Origin of the sequence: Parabacteroides acidifaciens, assembly GCF_003363715.1 — a bacterium.
In the GTDB taxonomy this organism is placed as follows: domain Bacteria; phylum Bacteroidota; class Bacteroidia; order Bacteroidales; family Tannerellaceae; genus Parabacteroides; species Parabacteroides acidifaciens.
Map to the genome: position 1 here is coordinate 1 of NZ_QREV01000049.1, position 24,394 is coordinate 24,394.

A 24,394-nucleotide genomic window follows, 5' to 3' on the forward strand; every position below is an offset into this window, starting at 1 on the left:
TTTGAAAAACCGTGCAATTTGATTGCCGGAAACCGGAAACACCGGCAAAGTGATAAAGCTTAACTCCCGGAGAATCGCCTGTAGCAAAACGAAGACGGACGGCGTTCCAAATATTCAAAGGAAATTTTAGGACCTTGTCGCCATGACGACCGTCTTCATCGCCGTCGCGACCGTGTTCATTTAAATGGCGACCGTCTTCATAGGGTATGACGACCGTCTTCAGGGCGATAAAGTGCCGGGAAAATGAAATAAAGGTTGACTTCCCGGCAATAGACTCCCAGGAAAGAGTAAAAAGCCCATTTTTGGCGACTGAAAAGTGGATCAACATTCGTTTGGTTTCGGGCCTCTTCCGAAGCTAAAAAAAGTGTTTTATACAATAAGCCCTTGGATATTGAAAAAATATCCATGCCCATCCATTCAAAATTCCATGCCCATGCAATCTGATTTCCATGGGCATAGAATCCGGCCTGTTTACATTTGTGAGAACGCAGGCTTGCAATTAAGAATATTTGAATGCTTCTCTTATTTAAAATGAAGCTGAAGGAATTTGCTTCCTGTTGTCAATGCAACTTTGTTTTTATATACGATGCGGACGGAGATCGGATCGATGTCCCATTCCCGTCCGAAGGTTGTTTCCTCTTTTTCCAGATAGATACAATCGTTTTCCGGGTCGAAGATATCTTGGACGAAGATAGATGCGAGCTCTTTAGATGGCAGTCTGACTACTTTTTCCCATTTGTTGTCGTAACAGAAAAAGGTCTTTAATGAATCTTCCGTTTGATAAGAAATTAACAGTTTATGCGGGTGTATATCGTGTGTGGAAACCTGATAGGTGACGTAACAAGGCTCTTCGCCTTGCTTTCTGTAGGTGTTGCAAACCAATATCAGCAGCAAGAGGAGCGTGGCGCTTGTCAGTATAGAAATTTTTCTCATTATGTGTTTTTTGCAAAGAAAGGTAGAACCGGGAATAGCGCGGATCATTAGGACTTGTGTAAAATACACAGGAGCAGGTGTTTTTTACTACATATTTTTGGGTGCCGGAAAATATTCTTGTCTTGTTATTTCCCACGAATAGATAAGAATGATATAAAAGTTCTTATATTTGTTTCATCCTATATATAAATAGAAGCGAAATGGAAACAGAAGATATCAAAACAGGGAACGTACATCAAGGAGCTAACGTCAGAAAGTTTCGTCAATTAATTGGTATGAAACAGGAGGTCCTTGCAGATTTGTTGGGGATTAACCAGCAATCCGTGTCCCGTATAGAGCAGAAAAGAGTGATTGAAGAAGATCTCTTGGTTAAGATTGCGAATATCTTGCATATTTCCCCCGAAATTATTCAAAAGCTGGAAGAAAACCCGACTTCGATCGTGATAGAGAATAATACTTTCCAGACAGGGAGCAGTAATGTCGGTGTGGTAGAACAGCAGCGTGATAATATAGTCAATCACCCTGTCGACCAGCTAATGGAGCTAAATAAAGAACAAGCCTCTCTTTACGAACGGATGCTTGCTCTTGAAAAAGAAAAGAATGCGCTTTTGGAGAAGTTGCTGAAAGAAAAATAGGCAGTAAGGGCGTTTATCTATAAATAGTTGTTTTATAATTAAATGATGATTTAACGAGGTGTGGGGATGTGTCAAAACACCCTTGTCCCCGCGCTTGACGCGGGGCCGCAAAAGAACAGACCTTATCAATCAGTTGCTTATATGGTCGGTTTTAATGCGATCCCGCGTCAAGCGCGGGAACAGGACAGTTTTGACACACCCCCACGGTTAAACACCCTTTATATCTTTGTTATCCCAGATTATTCAGAATATCAACCTTTCCTTCCTTCACCAGGCGATAGATCATTTCTCCGAACAATGTGTTTACCCAAGCAAACCACGAGCGGGTGAACTTGGCAGGATCGTCCTTGTAGAAGGATTCGTGCATGAAGCCGGTATCTGCATCCGTATCGCGAAGCATCTTGACACATTTGCGGATTTCGTCATTGTCGTTTGTCGTGTTACAACGCATGATGATACTCATCGGCCAGATGTAACCGAAACCGATATGCGGTCCGCCGATACCTTCGCCGGCTTTTCCCTGGAAGAAGTAAGGATTGGAGTCGCTGAGCACCAGGCGGCGTGTGTTCTGGTAGATCGGATCGTTCATATCCACGCATCCTAAATAGGGCAGTGCGAGCAGGCTCGGCACGTTGGCGTCGTCCATGAAGACATGATTGTGGAAGCCATCTACCTCGAATGCATATACTTTTCCGTATTCAGGATGTTCGACAACTCCGTATTTGTCTACGGCTGCCTGTACTTCATCGGCCAGCGAGTCACACTTGCGGGCAAAGTCGTTGTCGCGTTTGATCTCGCGCATCATCTCGGCCAACTGGCGAAGTGAAGTGATGGCGAACAGGTTCGACGGGATCAGGAAGCCGAACAGTGTGGCGTCGTCCGATGGGCGGAAAGAGGAGACGATCAGGCCGACAGGTTTTACCGGGCTGCCCCAACCGTCGTTCAACAGCGTGTCGCCCTGGCGGTCTGTCTTGCGTCTGAACTTGTACGGGCCGAGGTCGTCTTTACGTTGCTGTTCGATGAAAGTCTTGTAGACGGTTTTCATCGCTTTGTCCCAGTCTGCATCGAAAGGAGAGGTGTCGCCTGTCGTTTTCCAGAAATGGTAAGCGAGGCGGATCGGATAGCAGAGAGAGTCGATTTCCCATTTGCGTTCGTGCAATTCCTTTTTCATGTCCGTGAAGTCGCTTTCCCATTCGCTGCCGGTCGGACCTTCGTTGAAGCCGTTTGCATACGGGTCGATGTTGATGCACCAGGTCTGGCGGTTGATTACGCCGGCAAGCATAGTCTTTACTTTCGGATCGTCGTTAGCAAACTGGATATGCGGGAAAACCTGGGCGGATGAGTCGCGCAGCCACATGGCGTGGATGTCGCCGGTCAAGACGAAAGTGTCGGGTTTGCCGTTTACCATCTTGTGTTCGCAAGTCGTATCCAGTGTGTTGGGGAAACAGTTTTCGAACATCCAGGCGAGTTTCGGGTCCTTCAACTTCGCCTTTGTGGTGGCGATCGCTTTTTCCACTGCATCGGATGTGAACTGACGTTTCTCCGGTGCCGGACGTTTGCAAACATATTGCATGGCGGAAGCATCGCCGGTAAGTCCGCTTCCGGCTTTTTCAGCCATACGGGCAAATGAGTTCTGCCCTACCATCAGGCCTGCTAATGAGAGGCCGCCTGTTTTCAGAAAGTTTCTGCGTGTTGTCATCTTGTTTGTTATTTATTTGATGTTATTGATTTCCGAGAATAGTTCGACCATGCAGGCATTGTCTAACAGCCATTTATGCTTTTTGGTCTTGACGCCTGTCCAGTCGTTGTCGAGGAATCCGTTCACGTCGCGGGTGTGATCCCAGGCGTAGCGGGCGTTGTCGGCCATTGTCCGGATATATTCGGGATTATGGTCTACTTCATAAAGGGCCACCAGGCCGCGCAGCAGGATCACGTTAAACCACGGGCTGGCCGTGTAGAAACGGCTTTCCGTGCCGTCTATGGCTTTGCGTACTTCGGTGAAACGCTGATAGGCGCCTTTGGCCGTTTCCTGTGCGTCTTTCAGATAGGCTTCGTCGCCCGATTGCTGGTAGAGAAGGACGCCGGCTTGTATCATCTGCCCGCTGTTGTACGTGTATTTCTCTTTGCCGATGCTTCCGTCCAGGCGGACATTGTCCCAATAAACGCAGTCTTCCGGGTCGCGGAGGTTGTTCTTGGTCCAGTCGTATGTTTTCTTTGCCTGTTCCAGATAGGCGTTGTCTTTTGTCAGGTTGTACAGCTTCATGCAGAGAACGGTTGCCGGTGCGTTGGAACAGGTGTTCTTGGATGTTTTTTTCTGTTCGCACCAGTAGATACCGCCGCCGAGCACATCGTCCCAGCCGCTATATATATAGGTATAGAGGGCTTTTGCCTTTTCCAGATATTTCTCGTTCTTAGTCAGCGCATACAGGTCGCAGAAGTCGATTGCCAGCCAGTCGTTGTCATCATAGAAGCGGTCGCTTTCGCCGTTGAACATCGGGTAGCTCTGATAGCAGTTCGGCTCGCGGGTGTTGTCCCAATACAGTTCCAGTCCCGGCAGGATGCGTTCTTCCAGGCTTTGCAGGTATTTGGCATCTCCTGTCGTTTTGTAAAGCGCAATCCCTCCCGATAGCATTCCGGAATAGGGCCAGAGGAAAGATACTTCCTGATCGCGTTTCTGCTCCGATCCTTCTGCCAGGTAAGTGACCTGGTTATTCGGATTGGCGGGATAGGTCTCCTGCAGCAAACCATATTTTTCAACGTTGTACTTGGTCAGGATATTGGTGTACATCGAGTCGGCGATGGAGATGTCGCGATTCGCACCGGATGTAGTTGCGGGGTTACTGCAAGATGTCGCCCACAACAGGCCTCCGCAAAGAATGATTGAGAAAATATTCAGTTTCATGGTCTAATAGAATAAATTGTAATTAGAATGCAAATATACAATTTATTCTATTACAGCGGTCCAGCCTTTGTGATGAACCGGGGTTATTTTATGAACTGAACAATTCTTCTTTTCCCTCTGTTTTACCTTAGAATAATCGGACAAAAACTGGTGAGTGATACAAAAGTAATAAAAAAGTGTTGCCGTTTGCTGTTTGTCTGGTTAAAAGCATTACTTTTGTGGTTCATAATTAGTTGAAAAGAAAAAGAATGGATAAAGTTAGTTACGCACTGGGCTTAAGTATCGGAAATAATTTCCAGAACTCAGGCATCAATAATCTTCAGATTGAGGATTTTGTAAAAGGATTGAAGGACGTGTTGAGTGAAGCACAGCCGGAAATCAGTTACGATGAAGCAAAACAGGTTATCAACGATTACTTCATGAATCTTCAGAAAGAAAGACTGGAGCTTAATAAGAAAGCCGGAGAGGAGTTCCTGAATATTAATAAAGGAAAAGCCGGAGTCGTAACATTACCCAGCGGTTTGCAATATCAGATCCTGCAGAAGGGTGAAGGTGCAACACCGACTGCTGCCGACAAGGTAAAATGCCACTATCACGGAACGTTGATCAACGGTACGGTATTCGACAGCTCCGTACAGCGCGGTGAACCCGCCGTATTCGGTGTGTCGCAGGTGATCCCGGGATGGGTGGAAGCTCTTCAGCTGATGCCGGTTGGTTCTAAATGGCGTCTTTTCATCCCCGCAAACCTTGCTTATGGCGAACACGGTGCAGGTGATGCAATCGAACCGAACAGCGCGTTGGTGTTCGATGTCGAATTATTGGATATAGTAAAATAACATATTAGAGAAAAATGAAAAAGATTAGTGTATTGGTTGCTACAGCGATTGTAGCTATGGGCATGGGTTTCACCTCCTGCGATTCGCACAAAAGTGCATCTTTGAAGACTGCCGCAGATAGTGTGAGCTATGCGATTGGTATCAGCACAGGTGCTGGTTATAAGGAAAATCTGAAAACGCTGCCGGGTGATCCTGCAAACGTTGACGATCTGATCGCCGGTTTCATTCAGGCTATCAAAGGCGATTCTTCTGCTATGAAGATGACTCCGCAGGCCGCTCAGGCTTATATCCAGACTTACTTTACCGAAGCATCTGCAAGAGATGCAAATAAGACGAAAGAAGAAGGCGAAAAGTTCCTGGCTGAAAACAAAGCGAAGAAAGACGTAATCACAACCGAAAGCGGTTTGCAATATCAGGTTGTTACGGAAGGCACAGGTGCAAAACCGACTGCTGAAGATGTAGTGAAAGTTCACTATACAGGTACTTTGTTGGACGGAACAAAATTCGACAGTTCTCTGGATCATGGTGGCGAACCGGCTCAGTTCCCCGTTGGCGGCGTGATCAAAGGTTGGACGGAAGTTCTGCAGTTGATGCCGGTTGGTTCTAAGTATATCGTTTGGATCCCTTCTGAATTGGCTTATGGCCCACAAGGTATGGGACGTGATATTAAACCGAACAGCACATTGAAATTCGAGATTGAATTGCTGGATATCGTCAAAGATAGCACGGCTGAAAAGAAATAAGAAACTGTCGTTTTATACATAATTGGGCGGGCGAAATATGTTAAATAGCATTTTTCGCCCGCTTTTATTATTTATTTCATACTTTTTTCTTTCAGAATGATATAGTATTGAATTTTATTATATACTTTTGATACATTAAATCTAAAAAAGGAAAGTAAAGTAGACAAGCGATGGAAAAGATAGACAAACTGGACCGGCAGATCTTGAACATTATTTCAAAGAATGCCAGGATTCCTTTCAAGGATGTAGCCGAAGAATGTGGCGTTTCACGTGCCGCTATTCATCAACGGGTGCAACGCATGATTGATATGAATGTGATCGTTGGGTCAGGCTATCATATTAATCCGAAGATATTGGGTTACAACACTTGTACCTATATCGGGGTGAAACTGGAACGCGGTTCGATGTACAAAGATGTGGTTCCTGAATTTGAGAAGATTCCGGAAGTAGTGGAATGCCATTTTACAACCGGTCCGTACACGATGCTGATCAAATTGTATGCACGCGACAATGAGCATTTGATGGAATTGTTGAATGCACAAATCCAGGAAATCCCGGGAGTGACAGCAACCGAAACGCTTATTTCCCTGCGTCAGAGCGTGAAACGTGAAATTCCTATTTGCGATATTTTCGAATAGTAATGATATAAAGATATAGGCCCGGCCTCGGATGAGTTGCCGGGCTTTTTTATATGCCGTACAATTTGTATTTTTGCGTAAAAAGAGGAATGTAAAAAGAATGTCAAGGTTTTTATCAATCATATTCTTATGCTGTCTTCCTGCCTGGCTTTGGGCGGGGGAAAACTATCGTTTTCGTGTTTATCTCAAAGATAAAGGCGATGGCGGTTACCGGGTGGAAGAACCGGAAGCCTATTTGTCCAAACAGGCAATCGAACGGAGGACTAAAAATAATATTGCGGTGACAACAGCCGATTTCCCTATATCCCGCTCTTATATCAACATGCTGTCGGAGACGGGTGTGAAGCCGGTTGTGGAGAGTAAATGGTTTTCGACTGTCGTGGTTGAGAGTGCGGACAGTACTGTCGTCGGGCAGTTGCAGCAATTGTCCATTGTCGATTCCGTCAAGTGGATATGGAAAGGTAATCTGAAAGTTCCCGCAGAAGAGACGGGAGAAGAACGGTTCGTGTCTACGGACAAACCGCAGGATCGTGAATATGGCTATGCCGAGAAGCAGATCAGGATGCTGAACGGAATCAAACTGCATGAAGCGGGTTTCCAGGGCGAAGGCATGCGGGTGGCTGTTATTGATGCCGGTTTCATGAATGCAGACCGGATATCGGCTTTCGACTCGTTGCGCTTGCTGGGTACATATAATATTGTTTTCCCCGGTAAAAGTGTGTTTGTCGGAGACGATCACGGGACGAAAGTTCTTTCCTGCCTGGCAGCCGATATTCCGGGTGTGATGGTCGGGACGGCTCCCAAAGCCTCTTATCTTTTGCTTAAGAGCGAGGATAGTGATTCCGAATATCCGATAGAGGAGGATTATTGGACGGCTGCGGTTGAATATGCAGACAGTGCCGGTGTGGATGTGATCTCTTCTTCCTTAGGCTATTTCTCTTTTGATGCGGACGAGCTTTCTTATGACCAGTCGGCTCTGGACGGGAAAACAGCCATGATCAGCCGCGCGGCAAGTCTGGCTGCCGACAGGGGAATTCTGGTGTTTTGCAGTGCCGGTAATGAAGGTAACGGCGATTGGGAAAAGATAACGTTCCCTTCGGATGCGGCGGGAATCTTTACTGTCGGTGCAATAGATGAAGATAAAAAGAAAAGTAGTTTCAGTTCTGTCGGCTTTACGGCTGACAGCCGGGTAAAGCCGGATGCGGTCGCTTTGGGAACAGGCAGTTGTGTGATCGGGCCGAATGGGAATATCCGGTATGCAAACGGCACTTCTTTTGCGACGCCTATCCTGGCGGGAATGGGCGTTTGTCTTTGGCAGTCATTGCCTTGGCTAAACAATCGGGAAGTGATCCGTTTGATGAATCGCTCGTCTAACCGCTATAAGCATCCGAATAAAGAATTCGGATACGGTATTCCTGATTTTTATAAAGCATATAAAAAGGAAAGAAAGAATGGTTTACGGTCAAAATAATATAAACCGGGAACGGCAGGAGCTTTCTTTGCTGGAACTGAATAACCGGGTGAAAGGGGCGGTGTTGAACGCATTTCCGGAGACGTGTTGGATACGTGCCGAAATGAGCGATGTGCGCACGAATGCTGCATCCGGCCATTGCTATCTGGAATTTATCGAGAAGAATCCGGTAACCGGACAGCTGGTCGCAAAGGCACGTGGCTCTATCTGGGCAAAAACGTTCCGTATGCTGAAGCCTTATTTTGAGATGGAAACCGGACAATTGTTTGCTTCCGGGCTGAAAGTCCTGGTCAAAGTTTCGATCGAGTTTCACGAATTGTATGGCTACAGTTTGACGGTATTGGATATAGATCCTGCTTATACAGTGGGTGATATGATCCGGAAACGGATGGAGATTATCCGGCAATTGAAGGAGGAGGGCGTCTTTACGTTGAATAAGGAATTGCCGTTCCCGACCTTGCCGAAGCGGATAGCGGTAATCACATCGCCTACGGCTGCCGGGTATGAAGATTTTCTGAATCAGCTGGCAAATAACAAAGCAGGCTATCCTTTCTACACGAAACTGTTCCCGGCTCTTATGCAGGGAGAGCGGACGGAGGAATCTGTGATTGCTGCACTGGATCGCGTTTACCGGCATATTGACTGTTTTGATGTTGTGGTCATTATCCGGGGCGGCGGTGCAACTTCGGACCTGAATAGTTTCGATTCGTACTTGCTGGCGGCTAATTGCGCGCAGTTCCCGCTTCCGGTCATAACCGGCATCGGACATGAGCGCGACGATACGATCCTCGATATGGTGGCGCATACCCGGATGAAGACGCCGACTGCCGTAGCCGAGTTTCTGATCGGGCAGATGGATAAAGCGGCCGGGGAAGTGGAAGAGCTGCAACAGGACGTTTGTTCGTTGGCAACCGATATTCTGTCCAGACAAAAGAACTTCCTGCAATCGTTAGGGAGCCGTCTGCCTGTCTTGGCAATAAACCGGATCGAGCGGAATCGTTCGCTGCTCCAACGGATAGGCATGCAATTACCAACGGATGCCCATGCATTTCTAAACCAATGGGCATCGAAGCTGGAAGCGATGCAAGTGCGTTTGGCAAACCGTGCGGAAAGCAGTTTGGCAGAGCGTAACCGCTTTCTCCAGTTGACCGAACAGTTTATCAAGATGGCTTCCCCGGATTATGTGCTAAAGCGCGGTTACAGCCTGACACTGAAAAACGGTAAAATCATCAAACAGGCTGCCGGATTAGAGGCTGGGGATGAGTTGGTAACCCGTTTTGCCGATGGCGAAGTCCGTTCAATCATATCGTAAGAATAACAAAAACAACAGAATATGTCACAAAAGATAGAAACATATAACGAAGCCGTAGAGAAACTGCGTAAGATCGTGGCCGACATAGAGAACGGCGACTTGGATGTGGACATCCTTTCCGAAAAAGTAAAGGAAGCGACGCGGCTGATCAAGCTGTGCAAGGAAAAGCTCTATAAGGCGGACGAAGAGGTGAAAAAAGTATTGGAGGAACTGGAGTGATGAAGAAATACGTCCTGATAGTTGCCGGAGGTCGGGGACTGCGTATGGGGGGCGATTTGCCGAAGCAGTTTATCCCGTTGGAGGGAAAGCCTGTCCTGATGCATACGTTGGAAACGTTTCACCGTTGGGATGCGTCGGCCGGCCTGATCCTGGTTTTGCCGGAAGATCATCAGCCGTATTGGAAGATGCTTTGCCGGGAGATCGGCTGTAAGGTGCCGCATCGGATTGCAAATGGAGGCGAAACGCGTTTCCATTCCGTTCGGAACGGATTGCAGTCCCTTTCGGAAGAAATAGGAAATGCATCCGGAAGGAATGAGAAAGTCTTGGTGGCTGTGCACGACGGGGTGCGTCCTTTTGTCTCTCCTGAAGTCATAAGCAAATGTTTCACGGAAGCGGAAATTTCCGGTGCCGCAATTCCGGTTGTTCCGGTTGTCGATTCGCTACGTGAGTTTACCGGAGGGACGAGTCATCCGGTCGACCGTTCGCGCTATCAGGCGGTACAGACGCCGCAGGTATTCGACTATGATCTGTTGGCGAAGGCATACGAACAACCTTATACGGACTTATTCACCGATGACGCATCGGTTGTCGAAGCGTTTGGACACGGTATCGTTACAGTTCCGGGAAACCGGGAAAATATCAAGATTACGACTCCGTTCGACTTGTTGGTGGCGGAGGCATTACTCAAACAGCATACATAATCAATATATCCGAGGTATATGCTCGATCTCGACAAACGTTCCATCATGTATCTGCCGGGCGTAGGCCCGAAGAAGGCAGAGATATTGCAGAAGGAAGCCGGCATTTCTTCGTATGAAGATTTGCTGTTCTACTTTCCGTATAAATACATTGACCGGAGTCGTTTCTATAAGGTCGCGGAGGTGACCGGCGATATGCCTTATATACAGATGAAAGGACGTATCTTGTTTTTCGATACAGTCGGTGAAGGGCGTGCAAGACGGTTGATCGGGAAGTTTACGGACGGAACCGGGACAATCGATCTGGTCTGGTTTAAAGGGCTTAACTATGTCACGGATAAGATTAAGACGGGAGTCGATTATATCGTATTCGGGAAACCGACCGAGTTCGGACACATCTATAATATTCCTCATCCGGATATAGATCCGGTGGATCAGGCGGATAAGGTGGCCAACGGCCTGACGCCGTTCTATAACACCTCCGAGAAGATGAAGAAGTCTTTTCTTAACTCGAGGGCAATCCAGAATTTGCAATATACCCTGTTGAGCGGCCTGAACTGGACGTTGCCGGAAACACTTTCTCCGGCTGTGTTAAGCCGTATTCAGATGATGCCGTTTTCGGAAGCGATCCGGAATGTGCATTTTCCCGAATCTGTGGATAAACTGCGGAAAGCGCAATTGCGCCTGAAGTTCGATGAACTGTTTTTTATCCAGCTTAATATTCTCCGTACGGCCAATCTGCGGAAAATGAAGCTGAAAGGGATTGTATTTCCTTCTGTCGGAGATTATTTTAATACATTCTATAAAGAGTATCTGCCGTTCGAGCTGACAAATGCCCAGAAACGTGTCGTTCGCGAAATTCGTGCCGATATGGGGAGCGGGCGACAGATGAACCGCCTGTTGCAAGGAGATGTCGGAAGCGGTAAGACGCTGGTTGCTTTGCTTGCTATGCTGTTGGCAGTCGATAACCATTGCCAGGCCTGTATGATGGCTCCTACGGAAATCCTGGCGACCCAGCACTATGCGACTGTCATGGGTTTCTTGAAAGACATGGATATCAAAGTTGCCCTGCTGACCGGTTCGACAAAGAAGAAAGAACGGAGTCGGATCTTGCCTGCCATTGCTAATGGCGAGATACAGATTGTGATCGGGACGCATGCTTTGATCGAAGAGACGGTCGTCTTCTCTTCCCTCGGCCTGGCGATTATTGACGAGCAGCATCGTTTCGGGGTGGAACAGCGTTCCCGGTTGTGGACGAAAAACGCGGTTATTCCCCATGTGCTGGTCATGACGGCAACACCTATTCCGCGTACGCTTGCCATGACTTTGTATGGTGACCTGGATGTATCCGTGATTGACGAATTGCCACCCGGACGTAAGCCGATTCAGACCGTACACCGGTATGACAATAAAAAAGCCCAGCTCTATGATTTCCTTCGGAAGGAAATTCAGCAGGGGCGGCAGGTTTATGTCGTTTATCCGTTGATAGAAGGCAGTGAGAAGCTGGATTATAAGAATCTGGAAGAGGGCTTCGAGACTTTCAAAGAGGTCTTTCCTGAATACCAGGTTTGCATGGTTCACGGAAAGATGAAAGCGGCGGATAAGGAAACTGAAATGCAGAAGTTTATCTCCGGTGAAGCACAGATTCTGATGGCGACAACCGTGATAGAAGTCGGCGTAAATGTGCCGAACGCCTCTGTGATGGTCATCGAGAGTGCCGAACGTTTCGGGCTTTCCCAGTTGCACCAGCTTCGCGGTCGTGTAGGACGTGGAGCCGAGCAGTCGTATTGTGTCCTTGTCTCTTCCTATAAATTGAGCAACGAAACCCGCAAGCGTCTGGAAATAATGGTGAATAGTAACAACGGCTTTGAGATTGCCGAAGCCGATTTACGTCTGCGTGGTCATGGAGACTTGGAAGGAACCCGCCAGAGTGGAGAAGGAATCGACCTTAAAATCGCCAACCTGGCAGCCGACGGACAGATCCTTCAGTTTGCACGCGATATCGCACAGGAGGTTTTGAACGAAGACCCCGATTTGTTATCCGAACCCAACCGGATATTGAACGAAAGGCTAAAAGTCCTCTTTTCCAAGAAGGTAAATTGGGGTATGATAAGCTAATATGTTGTGAAACATGTTTTGTTACAGTTAGTTGTAAATCAACGGATATAAAGCCTTGTTTTACTTTTCTTTATTTTCATTGCGGAAATTTTTCCAGATTGAATTTTGTCGGCTTGGTCAAAATTACGAACTTTGACGAGATGACAATGAAACAAGCCATTCTATTTCATGGCCTTTGTCACGGATTACTGATTGAAAGTGATAAAAATAATGAAGATACAGGCATTACTATTTATTTGTTGTACCACTATTTTGGTATCGGCCGTAGAGGTAAAAGCACAAAAAGACAAAGACGCTCCAACGCAAGTCGTACATATAAAGAAGCTGGACAAACGTGTTTCCGAGTTAATGGCGGATCGCGTCGGTATCCGTAAAAATATGGAACTGAAGGAACTGGCTACTTTTGATGAGAAAGCAATGGAGGAAAGGGAGAGTTTAATGTTCCCCGCGGAAGAATTATACGGCTCCAATTGGGAAAACCAATGGGTAGACCCGTTCCGGGGAACGGCAAAGGTCAACTTCCCGGATTCGTTTGCTATAGATTGTTCTTCTTTCGTCTATCCGATAGCCATGGATTCCATGGCGCGAATCACATCCAAATATGGTCCCCGTCGTCGTCGTATGCACAGGGGAATCGACTTGAAAGTCCTTGTTGGAGATACAATCCGTGCTGCATTTGACGGTAAAGTCCGTATTAAGAACTTTGAACGTCGCGGATATGGTAATTACGTCGTGATTCGTCATCCGAACGGCCTTGAAACCGTTTATGGCCATTTATCTAAAATACTTGTTACCCCGAACGATATTGTCCACGCAGGTGACCCGATTGCTTTAGGTGGTAATACAGGACGTTCTACCGGTTCCCATCTTCATTTTGAAACACGCTTTTTGGGACAGGCTATTAATCCGGCCGAAATTATAGACTTCGAGAATGGTGTCCCCCATCAGGATACATATGTTTTCCATAATGTAAAGATTAACGGACGCAGAAGCAATATTTACACCTCTTCTTCCGACCGTCTGGTCTATCACCGTGTGAAGTCCGGCGATACATTAGGTAAGATCGCCCGTATGTATGGAACAACAGTCAATGAATTGTGCCGCTTGAACGGTTTGAAAGGAACGACGGTTTTACGGATCGGCCAGTCTATTCGTTGTAGTGCGGGTGCCGCTACCTCTACGAAGGTGGAGAAGACGAAACCGGTTGCTTCGGCTAATGTAACGAAAACAGTAAAAACGACTGTCGCCGCCGATGCAGCAGCAGTCGCTTCCATAAGCCAGAATAAAAATACGGCTTCCCAGCAGGAAGAAACTCCGCATTATCATCGTGTGAAATCCGGTGATACGTTAGGTGCTATCGCAGCCAAGTATGGCACGACAGTTTCGAAACTTTGCGAATTGAACGGTATTACCAAGACTACGGTTCTGAAATTAGGTCGTTCACTTCGTTGTTCATAATAGAAAGATTTGATATAATGTTAGTAGCCGTCTGTGTTTCACAGGCGGCTTTTTTCTTTATTCCCGGCTCCGCTTCCTTTATATTTGTTGTTTGCCGTATTGAATTTGTAACGGACGGTAACGGTCAGGCTGCGCGAATCACTGTAGTTCCAAGTGTCGAAAGTGATGGAATCGGCATAATATCGTCCGGAATTTCGGAAAGCTTTCAGCAAATCGAATGCCCGTATTTGCAGGGTCAGCGCTTCGTCTTTCAGGAAACTTTTGGACAGTCCGATGTGGACACTGCCGAAGCCCGGACGCCAGGCTTTGCCTTCGTAGGTATCGCTTTTGCACATCCCGTCTACGTTCAGTATGAAGTGGTGCGGCAGGTTGAACATGTTCTGTATGCCGGCATACAATCGTGGATGATAGGGTTTCCGGTCCGGATTGACGGTCCATTCATTCATAAACTGGCGGATCAGGCTGACTGAAAAGGAGGGATGCCAGCAACCGATATTGGGAGAGGCATTCAGCATGACCCATAGATCCTGTTTCTTCTTTACATTGCGGGGAATCCATATGCAAAGTTGAGGATCGTCTTCATATGGTTCGATGGAAGAACAGATCGCATTCTTATTATATTGGTAAGAGGCAACGAAGTACAGCCATTTATAGCTCATGTTGAGCGTGACATCGTGGGTGGTTGTCGGTTGCAGGAACGGGTTTCCGCCCTGATAAGTGAAACGGTCGTTATATTGCCGGTTGCTGCTTAGCGAGCTATAGGAAGGACGCGAAGTATAGGCGTTGTAACTCAAGGACGTCTGTACGTCTCCGAATGCCTTTGAGAGAGAAAGATTCGGGAAAATATTGTCGTAATTCCTGCTCTGTGTCTCGTTGTAAACATTGTCTACATAATAGCGGTTGCGGATATGTTCGTAACGAAGTCCGGCCGAGAGATACCAGGATTGCAGCGGGATACTGTAACTGACAAAGGCTGCGCTATGTGCCTCTTTCAGGCTGTTCCTGCTGTCCGGTAGGATATGTTCGGGATTGACATAACTGTCCCGGTGCTCCGTCCAACTCATTTCGGTCCCGGCTTTCAGAGTTCCGTTCCCTGCGGGATGACTGAGCGTGAGCTTGAAGGCATACAGGTCGTTATCCGCTTCGTACCGTGTGTTGACAATACGGTCATTCCCTATCTGGCTGTCCTCGACGGATTCCTGCTCTTTCCCGCTTTTATTTTTGATATAATCGAAGTTCATATCTATATCCAGATTCCGGACCTTTCCCAGGTAATAGGTATTTACCGAATGGTAGCGGGCGGGGTTGGCGGTTTCCGTAAAGACGTTATGTATGTGGTCGTCTGCCGTTCCATTGGCTGTGATATCCATATCGGACACCCATCCTCCGTTTCCTTCCATACTGAAAGTACCGGAATATTGAGCTCCGAATGAGTGGTTTTCATTCAGTTCGTAGTTGAAGCCGGAAGCTGAGTAGGTAGAGCCGCCGTCCGACTCCAAATGCAGCCGGTTACGGATGTTCCATACCGTGTCCGCCTTGATAGTCTGGTTGTTCTCCTGCTGCTGCCAGTCTTTCCATTGCTGGAAGGAGAGGCGTGTGAAGATGTCCAGTCCTCCGTGCCGGTAGTTGAGGTTCAGTTGCTGGTAATGGCTGGTCCGGTGTGTCTGGCTCAACTGGCTGGTCGCATTGACACTGAATCCGTCACCTTTTCTGCGAATCAGCCGTATTTTCAGAACGGCTTTCACTGATGCGTCATATTCGGTTCCCGGATTGTTAATCAGGTCGACGGAGCGTATCTCATCCGAAGTTATCTTTTCGAGTTCCGAGACATCGTAGACTTTGCGTCCGTTGATGTAGATAATCGGCGTCCCTTTCCCGAAGACCGTGAATTTGCCTTGTCTTCCTTCTATGCCGGGAATCCGTTCCAATACATCGTTGGCCGTACCCAATTTACTTAACAGGCTTCCTTGTACCTGTGTGACGAACTTGTCTCCTTTAAGTTGGAATGTCGGCATTTGCCCTTTAACCTCCACCTCGGAAATCAGATGTACATCTTCTTTCAGCGTGAGAGTGCCGATTGCGCCGTTACCGTTCCGGTATTCGGTCTGGTAACCGATACAGGAAACCTTGATAATATAAGCTTTTTCGTCGGGGACAGCAATGCTGAATGCACCCTTGTGGTCGCTTGTGGTCCCCTGTACGAATGCCGAGTCGGCCGGGTTGAGCGCTATGATATTGGCATATTCGATCGGTTGGCGGTTGCTGTCTGTCAAAATTCCGCTGATGTTTTGTGCCGACAGTCTGTAAAAAGGAAGCATACACAACAGTAAGATAATTGCTTTTTTCATTGTTCTTCTATATTTGTTTTATGCTCAAATGTAGAAGGAAAAGACCGGAAAAGGTGCATGCATCGCACCTTTTCTGATTTGCAATTATGCGTGTAAGATGTTGGTATCCAGATGTGAAATTAGCGAAAAGTCTGCTTCTCCTCTTTCTGCCTCTGCAAAATAGAAGTTTGGCAAAAGCGGATCAAAGTTTATCCTTCAAATACTTTCCTGTATAGGACGCTTCACACATCGCCACCTCTTCGGGAGTCCCGGCACAAACCAGGCTGCCACCGGCGCTACCACCTTCCGGCCCCAGGTCGATCAGATAGTCGGCGCATTTGATTACATCCATATTATGTTCGATGATCACAACCGTATGGCCTTTTCCGATCAGGGCGTTGAAGGCTTTCAGCAGTGTCTTGATATCATGGAAATGCAGACCGGTGGTCGGTTCGTCGAAGACGAATAGCGTCGGTTCCTGCTTCTCCTGCCCGAGGTAGTAGGCGAGTTTCACACGTTGGTTCTCACCGCCGGACAGTGTGGATGAAGTCTGTCCGAGCTTGATATAACCTAACCCGACATCCTGCAAGGGCTTCAGTTTCTTGACAATCTTCTTTTCCTGTGCGCCCGGATGCTGTTCGAAGAACTCGATCGCCTGGTTGACGGTCATTTCTAACATATCGTAGATGCTTGCCCCGTGATATTCGACGTCGAGGACATCTTGCTTGAAGCGTTTGCCGTGGCAGTTCTCGCATTCGAGGGTGATATCGGCCATAAACTGCATTTCGACAGTGATTTTCCCTTCCCCTTTACATTCTTCGCAGCGGCCGCCTTCCTTGTTGAAAGAGAAGTAGGCTGCCGAATAGCCCATCTGCTTGGAGAGAGGCTGGTCACCATAGAGTTTACGGATCTCGTCGTAGGCGCCGATATAGGTCACCGGATTCGAACGGGAACTCTTGCCGATGGAGTTCTGGTCGACAAACTCGATGCCTTTGATCAGATGCATATCGCCTTCCAGACCGGAGCAATCGACCATCAGGCGCGCCGCGTCGTCCAGATAATGTTTGACACCTTCGTAGAAGATATCGCGAACCAGCGAACTTTTACCGGAACCGCTGACACCTGTCACCACCGTCATCACATTCAGCGGGAACTTCACGTCGATTCCTTTCAGATTGTTCTTGCGGGCCCCTTTCACCTCTATATAGTTGTTCCACAGACGGCGGAAGGCAGGGACTTCAATCTGGTCTTCGCCTGTCAGATAGCGGACTGTGTAACTGTTACTGCTGGTCCGCAGGTCGTTGACATCCCCTTGATAGACAACTTCGCCACCTAAGCGGCCGGCCTTCGGACCTATATCGATGATATAGTCGGCGGCACGGATGATCTCTTCGTCATGTTCGACTACGACAACCGTATTACCCAATGCCTGCAATTGGCGGAGCACCTTAATCAGCAGATCCGTATCGCGTGAATGGAGTCCGATACTCGGTTCATCCAATATATACAAAGACCCGACCAGGCTGCTGCCTAACGAAGTCGCCAGGTTGATACGCTGGCTTTCACCGCCGGAGAGAGAGGCGGAAAGACGGTCGAGCGTCAGGTAGCCCAACCCTACATCCAGCAGGAATTGCAGGCGGTTGGTGATTTCCGTCAACAGGCGGCGGGCGATAGCCGCCTCGTTCTCGTCGAGTTGCAGATTGTCGAAAAAAGCTTTTGCTTCCGTGATCGGCAACGTGACCAGCTCTGCAATATCTTTTCCCCCGACCTTTACATACAGCGCTTCCGGACGCAGGCGGGAACCTTTGCAGGTCGGGCAGATTGTTTTGCCGCGATAACGCGCCTGCATCACGCGGTATTGTATCTTGTAGAGATTCTCTTCCACAAATTTAAAGAAGTCGTCGATGCCGTGCAGTCCGCGTGCGCCATGCCAGAGCAGGTCTTTTTCCTTCTGCGTCAGGTCATAATAGGGACGGTGGATCGGGAAATTATATTTCTCGCTCTTGGCGATGAACTCCCGCAACCATTCGCCCATCACTTCTCCTTTCCAGCAGACAACAGCTCCCTGGAAGACGGACAGGCTCTTGTCCGGTACCACTAAGTTTTCGTCGATACCGAGCACTTTGCCGAAGCCTTCGCAGGTCGGACAGGCACCCAATGGATTGTTGAAGCTGAACATCATATCGTTGGGTTCTTCAAACGTTATGCCGTCCGCCTCGAACTTCTTGGAATATTCTTTGATGACGGTCCCTTCGGGTGCATAAATACGGATGATACAGGTGTCGTGCCCTTCGAAGAACGCTGTTTCGGCAGAGTCGGCCAGACGGCTTTTCAATGTCTTGTCGCTGGAAACGACCAGACGGTCGATCAGCAATTCGATCGCGGGGGACGAGAGTAAGGCATTATCAGCCAACACTTCGCCTATCCGGTAAATGGTTTCGTTAATGGACAGACGGGTGTATCCCTCCTTCTGCAAGATTTCCAATTGTTCCTTTATGCCGCGTCCTTCCGGCAAGACAACGGGGGCGTAGACGGCAAAACGGGTTCCGTCGGGATAGGCGAGCACTTCCTTCACGATGTCGCTCACCTGGTGTTTCTTCACCTCCATTCCGGAAACGGGAGAAATCGTTTTCCCGATACGGGCATAGAGCAAGCGAAGATATTCGTATATCTCCGTAGAGGTGCCGACCGTCGAACGGGGGTTGCGGGTATTGACCTTCTGTTCGATTGCGATTGCGGGGGGAATGCCTTTTATATAGTCGCATTCCGGCTTGCTCATACGTCCCAGGAACTGGCGTGCGTATGCCGAAAGGCTTTCGACATAGCGTCGTTGCCCTTCGGCATATAACGTATCAAATGCTAATGATGATTTTCCGCTACCGGAAAGGCCGGTGATAACGACCAACTTGTCTCTGGGAATCTCGACATCAATATTTTTCAGGTTATTGATCCGGGCTCCCTGGATAAATATAGAATTGTTTTCGGACATAATCTTTTCCTTGATAACCATCCTGCAAAGTTAGGAAAGTAATGCCGTTTTGCCAAGTAAACGATTGGCATTCACATTCGGAAACAATCAATTCACACTTTCTATACAAACCGGACCGATCAGACCGGATTTCTGCAAAGCGTCGGTCGGTTTCCAGATATTACAGGGCGTCCAGGTTTTCCGTTCCTGCTGCGGCAATCCGCTGTCGCCGATCAGGCGGTTCATCCAGGTGGTGACGACTTCCACTTCGACTTTGTTTTTACCTTTCTTCACCAGGTCCGTGATATTCACCCGGTAAGGAGCCGTCCAGACACCACCGGCATATTGTCCGTTGATCTTAACTTTGGCCATGACGCCGACGTCGTTCAGGTTCAGATATAAATTCCCGTCCGGTTTCTTCTTCAAGGCGAAATCCGTTTCGTACCAGATCGTACCGGAATAATGGCTGATGTCAAAGTTCTCGTTTTTGGTGATATCTTCCAGCCGTGTAAAGGTCTGGGGCGTGGCCGGTCCACGACGCTTTGGCTCGAAAGACACTTTCCAGGGAGCATCTAACCGGACAAGGGTTTGCGGAGCCGGATAGTTGAGCAGCAAATCCGTTCCTTCCGGTTTCTGTGCCGGTTGGCGGAAGACAATGAAAGCACTTTCATAGGGGTGCAGTTTTAGCGGAACAACTGTTCCTGTAGCTGTCTGCCGGTAAGCCGGAAGCGTCCGGACGCGGCCTGTCATCGCATCCCATAATTCGGGTTGCCGTGAACGAACGCGCAGTTCGGGACTGATCTCTATCGTCTCCTCTTTCTGGTTGGAGATAAAATAGATCTCCGTATCTCCTGCCGAACGGTGTCCGTAGAGGACAGGCGCCTCTGCCGGCACTCCGCAGTCGTGCACACATCCGATGTGTTGCAACGCCTCTGCCATGTTCATCCCGTACAGCAATTCTCCTTTCCCTCTTTTGACCGCTTTCACGTTTTGTCCGTCCAGACCGCCCCAAAGCTCGCCAGCCATCGTTTTAACTTGCCGGTCTGCCTTTCCGTAGTCTTGCATACTGGGCGAACGCAGTGGAGCAGGTCCCATGACGACGGCGCCGTCTTCAATCAGTTTCTTTATTTTGGCAAGTAGTTCGGGACGCATCGTTTCCAGTTCGGGAAGTACTAAGATGCGGTATTGGGTGCCGTGAGGCAATGTCAGCAAGCCGTCTTTGACAAAGAGATCACGCTCTATGACTTCGGCATTGATATAGTCGAACTGGTAACCTTTGGGTAATTCTGGTTCAGTGATTCCGGTCATCTTGGGCGCATCTTCCCCGATAAAATAGGCAACATCGGCTATGTTCAATCCTTGTTGCAGCATATAGTTGACGCGTTTCAGATAGGAAGTGAACAGGTCCATTTGCGGATACCAGGTGTTCAGCCTGTTAAATTCGCTGCTGAACCAGGCATTTACGCCCGGCTCTCGCTCTTCCGTTGGTTGCGAGATATAGACATGCAGCAATGTATTGTTGATCCCTTCCGTAAAGAAACGGTCACCCCGTTGCTTCATCATAGCCGGATAACAGCTGAAAGGCGTTCCTCCGCTTGTAAAGGATTCGGCAGAAATTTTCTGCTTCCCATATATATGCCCGCAGGATGAAGCGGCGCGGTTTTCGATATTTCCTAAATCGCCGAAGCTCCAGAACTCGCCGCCGATCTCATCCGACTGCCCGCCGTATTGCAGGAACTCACCGGGGAATCCCCAATGCCCATAGTTCTCCAACCAGGTCGTCAGGCCATACTTATGGCAGACATCACGCAAACCGCCTACATAATCATAAGCGATCTTATCTGCAATCAGCCGGCGAAGATCCCAGAGAAAGCGGTCGGACTGATCCTGGCTCTTAACCACGTAGCCTTCATAAACAGGGAGGAAAGGCAGTGGATCGTAGCCGTAGCGCTCCTGGAATTCACGCAGGAAATCATCCGTAAAGTTTTGTCCGCCTGTCTCGTAGCTGTCCTGCACGACAACTTTCCAGCACTTGCGGTCTTCAGCCGGGATACGGCGGTATATTTCGCCCATATAGGCCTCAAAGTGTGTTTCTATATGTTTGCGGCTCATTTTGTCTGTTTCCAGCCCGGTCGCTTCGGGATCGGCAGGGCTGTTCGTGACGCCTGTCGGCAACATACCCGTGCGCAAGATCGTCCAATCGCCTGCCGGAGCTTTCCAGACCAGGCGGTCGCCTTGCAGGCAGGAGGATATATCCAATACCTGGTCCGGATCGACCGTCAGGGATGGATCGTCAGCTTCCGGCTGTACCGGCCACTGATATTCGTGCCAGTAGGGGAGCGGTGTTTGGAACATCTTGGCCAATGTCTTTTCCGGATAGCGTTCCACAGCCGGGCAGGAAGAAAAGACCACCTCGCTCAAACCGCTTCCGGGTGCAATTCCGTTCAATTCCAGACGAAACTCGCCGGCGGTTGTTGCCGGGACAGACACCACGACCGGTGCATAGGGATCAAAACCCACATTCGGGTTGGCATTGAAGCGGTCTATCTTAAATTCGGCTATCGTCCGGAAACTGTTATTCTCCTTCACCTGCAGCCGTGCTGTGCTTTGAATGGGATGGTGAGCCGGATAGATCTGAACACTGCGCAGGGTAAACGGCTTATCCGCCTGAAAGTCGATTGTGACGGGCTGATCGTTTTTCTCTGTAAAAAGCAAAGCCGTCTCCTTATCTCCGTCCAACAATCCGGAAAGGTTTTGCAGGGCAGGAGAGGAAGATACTTTCGTGTTTGAAGCGGACAGCCGGGCGGTATTCTTGCTGACAGAAGGGAAAGCGATCACCTTCACATCCTGAAAGTCTTTATCGGGTTTCGCCAAAATGACTTCGACCTGTTTGCCGCCGCTCACTTCCGCCTTCACCGAGGTTAGGTAGCGCATCGCCTGTTCCGGTTTCACCCAAGGGCCACCGGACTGGCTCCAACCGGGCGAGTTGAAAATACCGATCTCTATGCCCAGTTCGGTTGCTGTTTTCAAGGCGGCATGAAGCACTTTCCACCATTCCTCACTACCGAAAGGAACTGTCTTATAAGGCGTTTTAATCTCGTCTAACCCGATATTCCCGATAAAAGCCCGGTTAATTCCGGCCTCCTTCATCGAATACAAGTCTTTTCTCACTCCTTCTTCCGAGATATTCCCCGAAATCCAATACCAATATACGGAAGTCTGCACCTTTTCCGACGGATTCACAAAACCGCTCTCGAGCGTACTTTTATCCTGGGCACTTCCCATAGCGGGAACTAAAAGCGAAAGGCAAAGCAATGTTTTAAGCAGAGGTTTTCTCATGGTCTGTTCTTTTTTAAGATTCCGGAGGTAAAAGTAGCAAGATTATCAGTGCCCCTGTTTTCTATATTGATTTATATCTTTTCAAAAATGCTTTTTTGAATGATGATTCCCTGAAATCGACAAATCCGTGGAATCGTAATTACATTTTGATAATTAATCAGCGAAAAGAAATAGCCAGTCATTTCCCTGCTTTTAAACTTTTATTATCTTTGTCCCTGATTGTAGGGACAATAAATAGCAAGGAATCTCAAACTCAATAGACATTCATGATAACAAAACACCTTCATTGGTTCTTGATAGCACTGCTTTGTGCGGTGACATCTTGTAAGACGACACAACAAATACCACAACAACCGACAGGTAAAGAGGCGAAGCGGGAGTTCCGCGGAGCCTGGATACAGACCGCATTTCAGGGAGAATATAAGGATATGACTCCTGCACAGATGCGGAAAGACTTTGTCCGCAAGCTCAACTACCTGCAAAAATGCGGAATCAACGCCATCGTCTTCCAGGTGCGCCCCGAGGCCGACGCTTTCTATAAATCGGATATCGAGCCCTGGAGCCGCTTCTATACTGGACAGCAAGGGCTTGCACCGGCCGGGAACTTTGATGTGATGGCTTTCCTGATCGAAGAATGCCATAAGCGGAATATGGAGTTTCATGCCTGGCTGAATCCGTATCGGGCAAGCACAGCCGGAAATACCCGTTTTGCCGATTCACATATATATAATAAGCATCCCGAATGGTTCGTGACCTATAATAAACAAATCCTTTTTGACCCGGGATTGCCGGAAAGCCGGCAGTTTATCTGCCGTGTCGTGCGCGATATCGTAAGCCGTTATGATGTCGATGCTATCCATATGGATGACTATTTCTATCCTTATCCGGCGGCCGGTATGCCTTTCCCGGATGATAAGAGTTTCCGGAAATATGGTCTGAACAAGGGCTATACGGCTGCACAACGCGGCGATTGGCGGAGGGAGAATGTGAACACGCTGATACGCGAAATCAAACGTACCATCCTGTTGGCCAAACCCTGGGTGCGCTTCGGCATCAGCCCGTTCGGCATCTATCGTAATAAAAAGAGCACTCCCGACGGTTCGGGCAGCGACACAAACGGCCTGCAAAACTACGACGACCTGTATGCCGACGTCACACGTTGGGTGAAAGAGGGCTGGATCGATTATAACATTCCACAGATATATTGGGAAATCAGGCATTCGGCAGCCGACTATATCACCCTTATTAAATGGTGGGATAAGAACGCCAACGGCGGACATCTGTACATCGGACAGGATGTTGCCCGTACCATGAAAGCCGGACAGCTGACGCGCAAGATGCGTTACGAGCGTGCCCTGCCTCATGTCAGCGGAAACTGTTTCTGGCCGGCAAACGAAATCCTGTGGAATAACCAAGGCGTGGCCGACAGCCTGAAGCGGAACTACCACCGTTACCCGGCGCTGATCCCGGCTTATACGCATATGCACAACCGCGCTCCCCAGGAAGTCCGGAAGCTGAAAACGGAATGGACGGCACAAGGCTACCTGCTGCGTTGGCAGGCCGAACAGAGTAAAACCAACCCGGAACTGGCAAGTTATTTCGTCATCTATCGTTTTGAAGATAAAGAACCGGTCAACTTGAGCGATCCGTCAAAGATAGTCGCTATCACGCGGGAAACAGGTTACCTGTTGCCTTACGACAACGGAAAACGCAAATACCGCTATGTCGTGACAGCCGTAGACCGTTTCCATAACGAGAACCAGGGTAAAAGCAAAAAGGTCAAACTCTAAATCCGGG

The 24,394-nt window shown here is 48.5% G+C and carries 18 protein-coding genes; 11 read left to right on the forward strand and 7 right to left on the reverse strand.

Annotated features, from left to right (window positions below; translation table 11 throughout):
- Positions 1-328, reverse strand: a 328-nt coding sequence (locus tag DWU89_RS16260) for a hypothetical protein (protein ID WP_147292134.1), incomplete at its 3' end; no start/stop codon positions are given.
- Between the two features lie 194 nt (positions 329-522).
- Entirely contained in the window at positions 523-933 is a 411-nt protein-coding gene (locus DWU89_RS16265; protein ID WP_147292135.1) for a hypothetical protein, read from the reverse strand.
- A gap of 200 nt (positions 934-1,133) precedes the next feature.
- Here DWU89_RS16265 and DWU89_RS16270 point away from each other — a divergent pair, with 200 nt between their 5' ends.
- Positions 1,134-1,568 carry a helix-turn-helix domain-containing protein gene (locus DWU89_RS16270; RefSeq protein ID WP_115500688.1) on the forward strand — a complete coding sequence of 145 codons (435 nt, stop codon included), beginning with the start codon at positions 1,134-1,136 and terminating at the stop codon, positions 1,566-1,568.
- A 229-nt stretch (positions 1,569-1,797) separates the two neighbouring features.
- Here the strand turns inward: DWU89_RS16270 and DWU89_RS16275 are convergent, their stop codons facing one another.
- Positions 1,798-3,267, reverse strand: coding sequence for a glycoside hydrolase family 125 protein (locus DWU89_RS16275; protein WP_115500689.1), 1,470 nt, complete (start codon positions 3,265-3,267; stop codon positions 1,798-1,800).
- A gap of 12 nt (positions 3,268-3,279) precedes the next feature.
- Complete coding sequence (locus DWU89_RS16280; RefSeq protein ID WP_115500690.1) at positions 3,280-4,470, reverse strand: glycoside hydrolase family 76 protein; 1,191 nt, start codon at positions 4,468-4,470, stop codon at positions 3,280-3,282.
- Between the two features lie 248 nt (positions 4,471-4,718).
- Here DWU89_RS16280 and DWU89_RS16285 point away from each other — a divergent pair, with 248 nt between their 5' ends.
- The 9 genes from DWU89_RS16285 (at position 4,719) to DWU89_RS16325 (ending at position 13,963) form a co-directional block, all read left to right on the forward strand.
- Entirely contained in the window at positions 4,719-5,306 is a 588-nt protein-coding gene (locus DWU89_RS16285; RefSeq protein WP_115500691.1) for an FKBP-type peptidyl-prolyl cis-trans isomerase, read from the forward strand.
- A gap of 14 nt (positions 5,307-5,320) precedes the next feature.
- The gene (locus tag DWU89_RS16290; RefSeq protein ID WP_115500692.1) at positions 5,321-6,049 is read left to right on the forward strand and encodes an FKBP-type peptidyl-prolyl cis-trans isomerase; all 729 of its coding nucleotides are present in this window, start codon (positions 5,321-5,323) and stop codon (positions 6,047-6,049) included.
- Between the two features lie 170 nt (positions 6,050-6,219).
- A complete protein-coding gene (locus DWU89_RS16295) occupies positions 6,220-6,687 on the forward strand; it encodes an Lrp/AsnC family transcriptional regulator (protein ID WP_115500693.1) in 468 nt (155 codons plus the stop codon).
- Positions 6,688-6,787: 100 nt separating this feature from the next.
- On the forward strand, positions 6,788-8,158 hold the full coding sequence (locus DWU89_RS16300; protein WP_115500694.1) for a S8 family peptidase: 1,371 nt from the start codon (positions 6,788-6,790) through the stop codon (positions 8,156-8,158).
- Positions 8,139-9,470: an exodeoxyribonuclease VII large subunit gene (gene xseA, locus DWU89_RS16305; RefSeq protein ID WP_115500695.1), complete on the forward strand. Its 1,332-nt coding sequence runs from the start codon at positions 8,139-8,141 to the stop codon at positions 9,468-9,470. The genes DWU89_RS16300 and xseA overlap by 20 nt, the downstream gene beginning before the upstream one ends.
- Before the next feature lie 21 nt (positions 9,471-9,491).
- Entirely contained in the window at positions 9,492-9,689 is a 198-nt protein-coding gene (gene xseB / locus DWU89_RS16310; protein ID WP_115500696.1) for an exodeoxyribonuclease VII small subunit, read from the forward strand.
- Positions 9,689-10,390 carry a 2-C-methyl-D-erythritol 4-phosphate cytidylyltransferase gene (locus tag DWU89_RS16315; protein ID WP_115500697.1) on the forward strand — a complete coding sequence of 234 codons (702 nt, stop codon included), beginning with the start codon at positions 9,689-9,691 and terminating at the stop codon, positions 10,388-10,390. The genes xseB and DWU89_RS16315 overlap by 1 nt, the downstream gene beginning before the upstream one ends.
- Positions 10,391-10,408: 18 nt before the next feature.
- Positions 10,409-12,505, forward strand: a complete 2,097-nt coding sequence (gene recG / locus DWU89_RS16320; RefSeq protein ID WP_115500698.1) for an ATP-dependent DNA helicase RecG — start codon at positions 10,409-10,411, stop codon at positions 12,503-12,505.
- A gap of 210 nt (positions 12,506-12,715) precedes the next feature.
- Positions 12,716-13,963 (forward strand): peptidoglycan DD-metalloendopeptidase family protein, encoded by a 1,248-nt coding sequence (locus DWU89_RS16325; protein WP_115500699.1) that lies wholly within the window; start codon positions 12,716-12,718, stop codon positions 13,961-13,963.
- A 38-nt stretch (positions 13,964-14,001) separates the two neighbouring features.
- Here the strand turns inward: DWU89_RS16325 and DWU89_RS16330 are convergent, their stop codons facing one another.
- The 3 genes from DWU89_RS16330 to DWU89_RS16340 all read right to left on the reverse strand — a co-directional run bounded on the left by DWU89_RS16330 (position 14,002) and on the right by DWU89_RS16340 (position 22,597).
- The gene (locus DWU89_RS16330) at positions 14,002-16,311 is read right to left on the reverse strand and encodes an outer membrane beta-barrel family protein (protein WP_115500700.1); all 2,310 of its coding nucleotides are present in this window, start codon (positions 16,309-16,311) and stop codon (positions 14,002-14,004) included.
- 181 nt (positions 16,312-16,492) lie between these two features.
- A complete protein-coding gene (gene uvrA, locus DWU89_RS16335; RefSeq protein ID WP_115500713.1) occupies positions 16,493-19,279 on the reverse strand; it encodes an excinuclease ABC subunit UvrA in 2,787 nt (928 codons plus the stop codon).
- 87 nt (positions 19,280-19,366) lie between these two features.
- Positions 19,367-22,597: a glycosyl hydrolase gene (locus DWU89_RS16340; protein WP_115500701.1), complete on the reverse strand. Its 3,231-nt coding sequence runs from the start codon at positions 22,595-22,597 to the stop codon at positions 19,367-19,369.
- Positions 22,598-22,863: 266 nt separating this feature from the next.
- Here DWU89_RS16340 and DWU89_RS16345 point away from each other — a divergent pair, with 266 nt between their 5' ends.
- Positions 22,864-24,387, forward strand: a complete 1,524-nt coding sequence (locus tag DWU89_RS16345) for a glycoside hydrolase family 10 protein (protein ID WP_115500702.1) — start codon at positions 22,864-22,866, stop codon at positions 24,385-24,387.
- Positions 24,388-24,394: the final 7 nt, after the last annotated feature.

What these genes read in the sequence shown, in the direction of transcription:
- DWU89_RS16265 (WP_147292135.1), bottom strand. Translation starts at nt 933, where the DNA reads ATGAGAAAAATTTCTATACTGACAAGCGCCACGCTCCTCTTGCTGCTG.
- DWU89_RS16270 (WP_115500688.1), top strand. Translation starts at nt 1,134, where the DNA reads ATGGAAACAGAAGATATCAAAACAGGGAACGTACATCAAGGAGCTAAC.
- DWU89_RS16275 (WP_115500689.1), bottom strand. Translation starts at nt 3,267, where the DNA reads ATGACAACACGCAGAAACTTTCTGAAAACAGGCGGCCTCTCATTAGCA.
- DWU89_RS16280 (WP_115500690.1), bottom strand. Translation starts at nt 4,470, where the DNA reads ATGAAACTGAATATTTTCTCAATCATTCTTTGCGGAGGCCTGTTGTGG.
- DWU89_RS16285 (WP_115500691.1), top strand. Translation starts at nt 4,719, where the DNA reads ATGGATAAAGTTAGTTACGCACTGGGCTTAAGTATCGGAAATAATTTC.
- DWU89_RS16290 (WP_115500692.1), top strand. Translation starts at nt 5,321, where the DNA reads ATGAAAAAGATTAGTGTATTGGTTGCTACAGCGATTGTAGCTATGGGC.
- DWU89_RS16295 (WP_115500693.1), top strand. Translation starts at nt 6,220, where the DNA reads ATGGAAAAGATAGACAAACTGGACCGGCAGATCTTGAACATTATTTCA.
- DWU89_RS16300 (WP_115500694.1), top strand. Translation starts at nt 6,788, where the DNA reads ATGTCAAGGTTTTTATCAATCATATTCTTATGCTGTCTTCCTGCCTGG.
- xseA (WP_115500695.1), top strand. Translation starts at nt 8,139, where the DNA reads ATGGTTTACGGTCAAAATAATATAAACCGGGAACGGCAGGAGCTTTCT.
- xseB (WP_115500696.1), top strand. Translation starts at nt 9,492, where the DNA reads ATGTCACAAAAGATAGAAACATATAACGAAGCCGTAGAGAAACTGCGT.
- DWU89_RS16315 (WP_115500697.1), top strand. Translation starts at nt 9,689, where the DNA reads ATGAAGAAATACGTCCTGATAGTTGCCGGAGGTCGGGGACTGCGTATG.
- recG (WP_115500698.1), top strand. Translation starts at nt 10,409, where the DNA reads ATGCTCGATCTCGACAAACGTTCCATCATGTATCTGCCGGGCGTAGGC.
- DWU89_RS16325 (WP_115500699.1), top strand. Translation starts at nt 12,716, where the DNA reads ATGAAGATACAGGCATTACTATTTATTTGTTGTACCACTATTTTGGTA.
- DWU89_RS16330 (WP_115500700.1), bottom strand. Translation starts at nt 16,311, where the DNA reads ATGAAAAAAGCAATTATCTTACTGTTGTGTATGCTTCCTTTTTACAGA.
- uvrA (WP_115500713.1), bottom strand. Translation starts at nt 19,279, where the DNA reads ATGTCCGAAAACAATTCTATATTTATCCAGGGAGCCCGGATCAATAAC.
- DWU89_RS16340 (WP_115500701.1), bottom strand. Translation starts at nt 22,597, where the DNA reads ATGAGAAAACCTCTGCTTAAAACATTGCTTTGCCTTTCGCTTTTAGTT.
- DWU89_RS16345 (WP_115500702.1), top strand. Translation starts at nt 22,864, where the DNA reads ATGATAACAAAACACCTTCATTGGTTCTTGATAGCACTGCTTTGTGCG.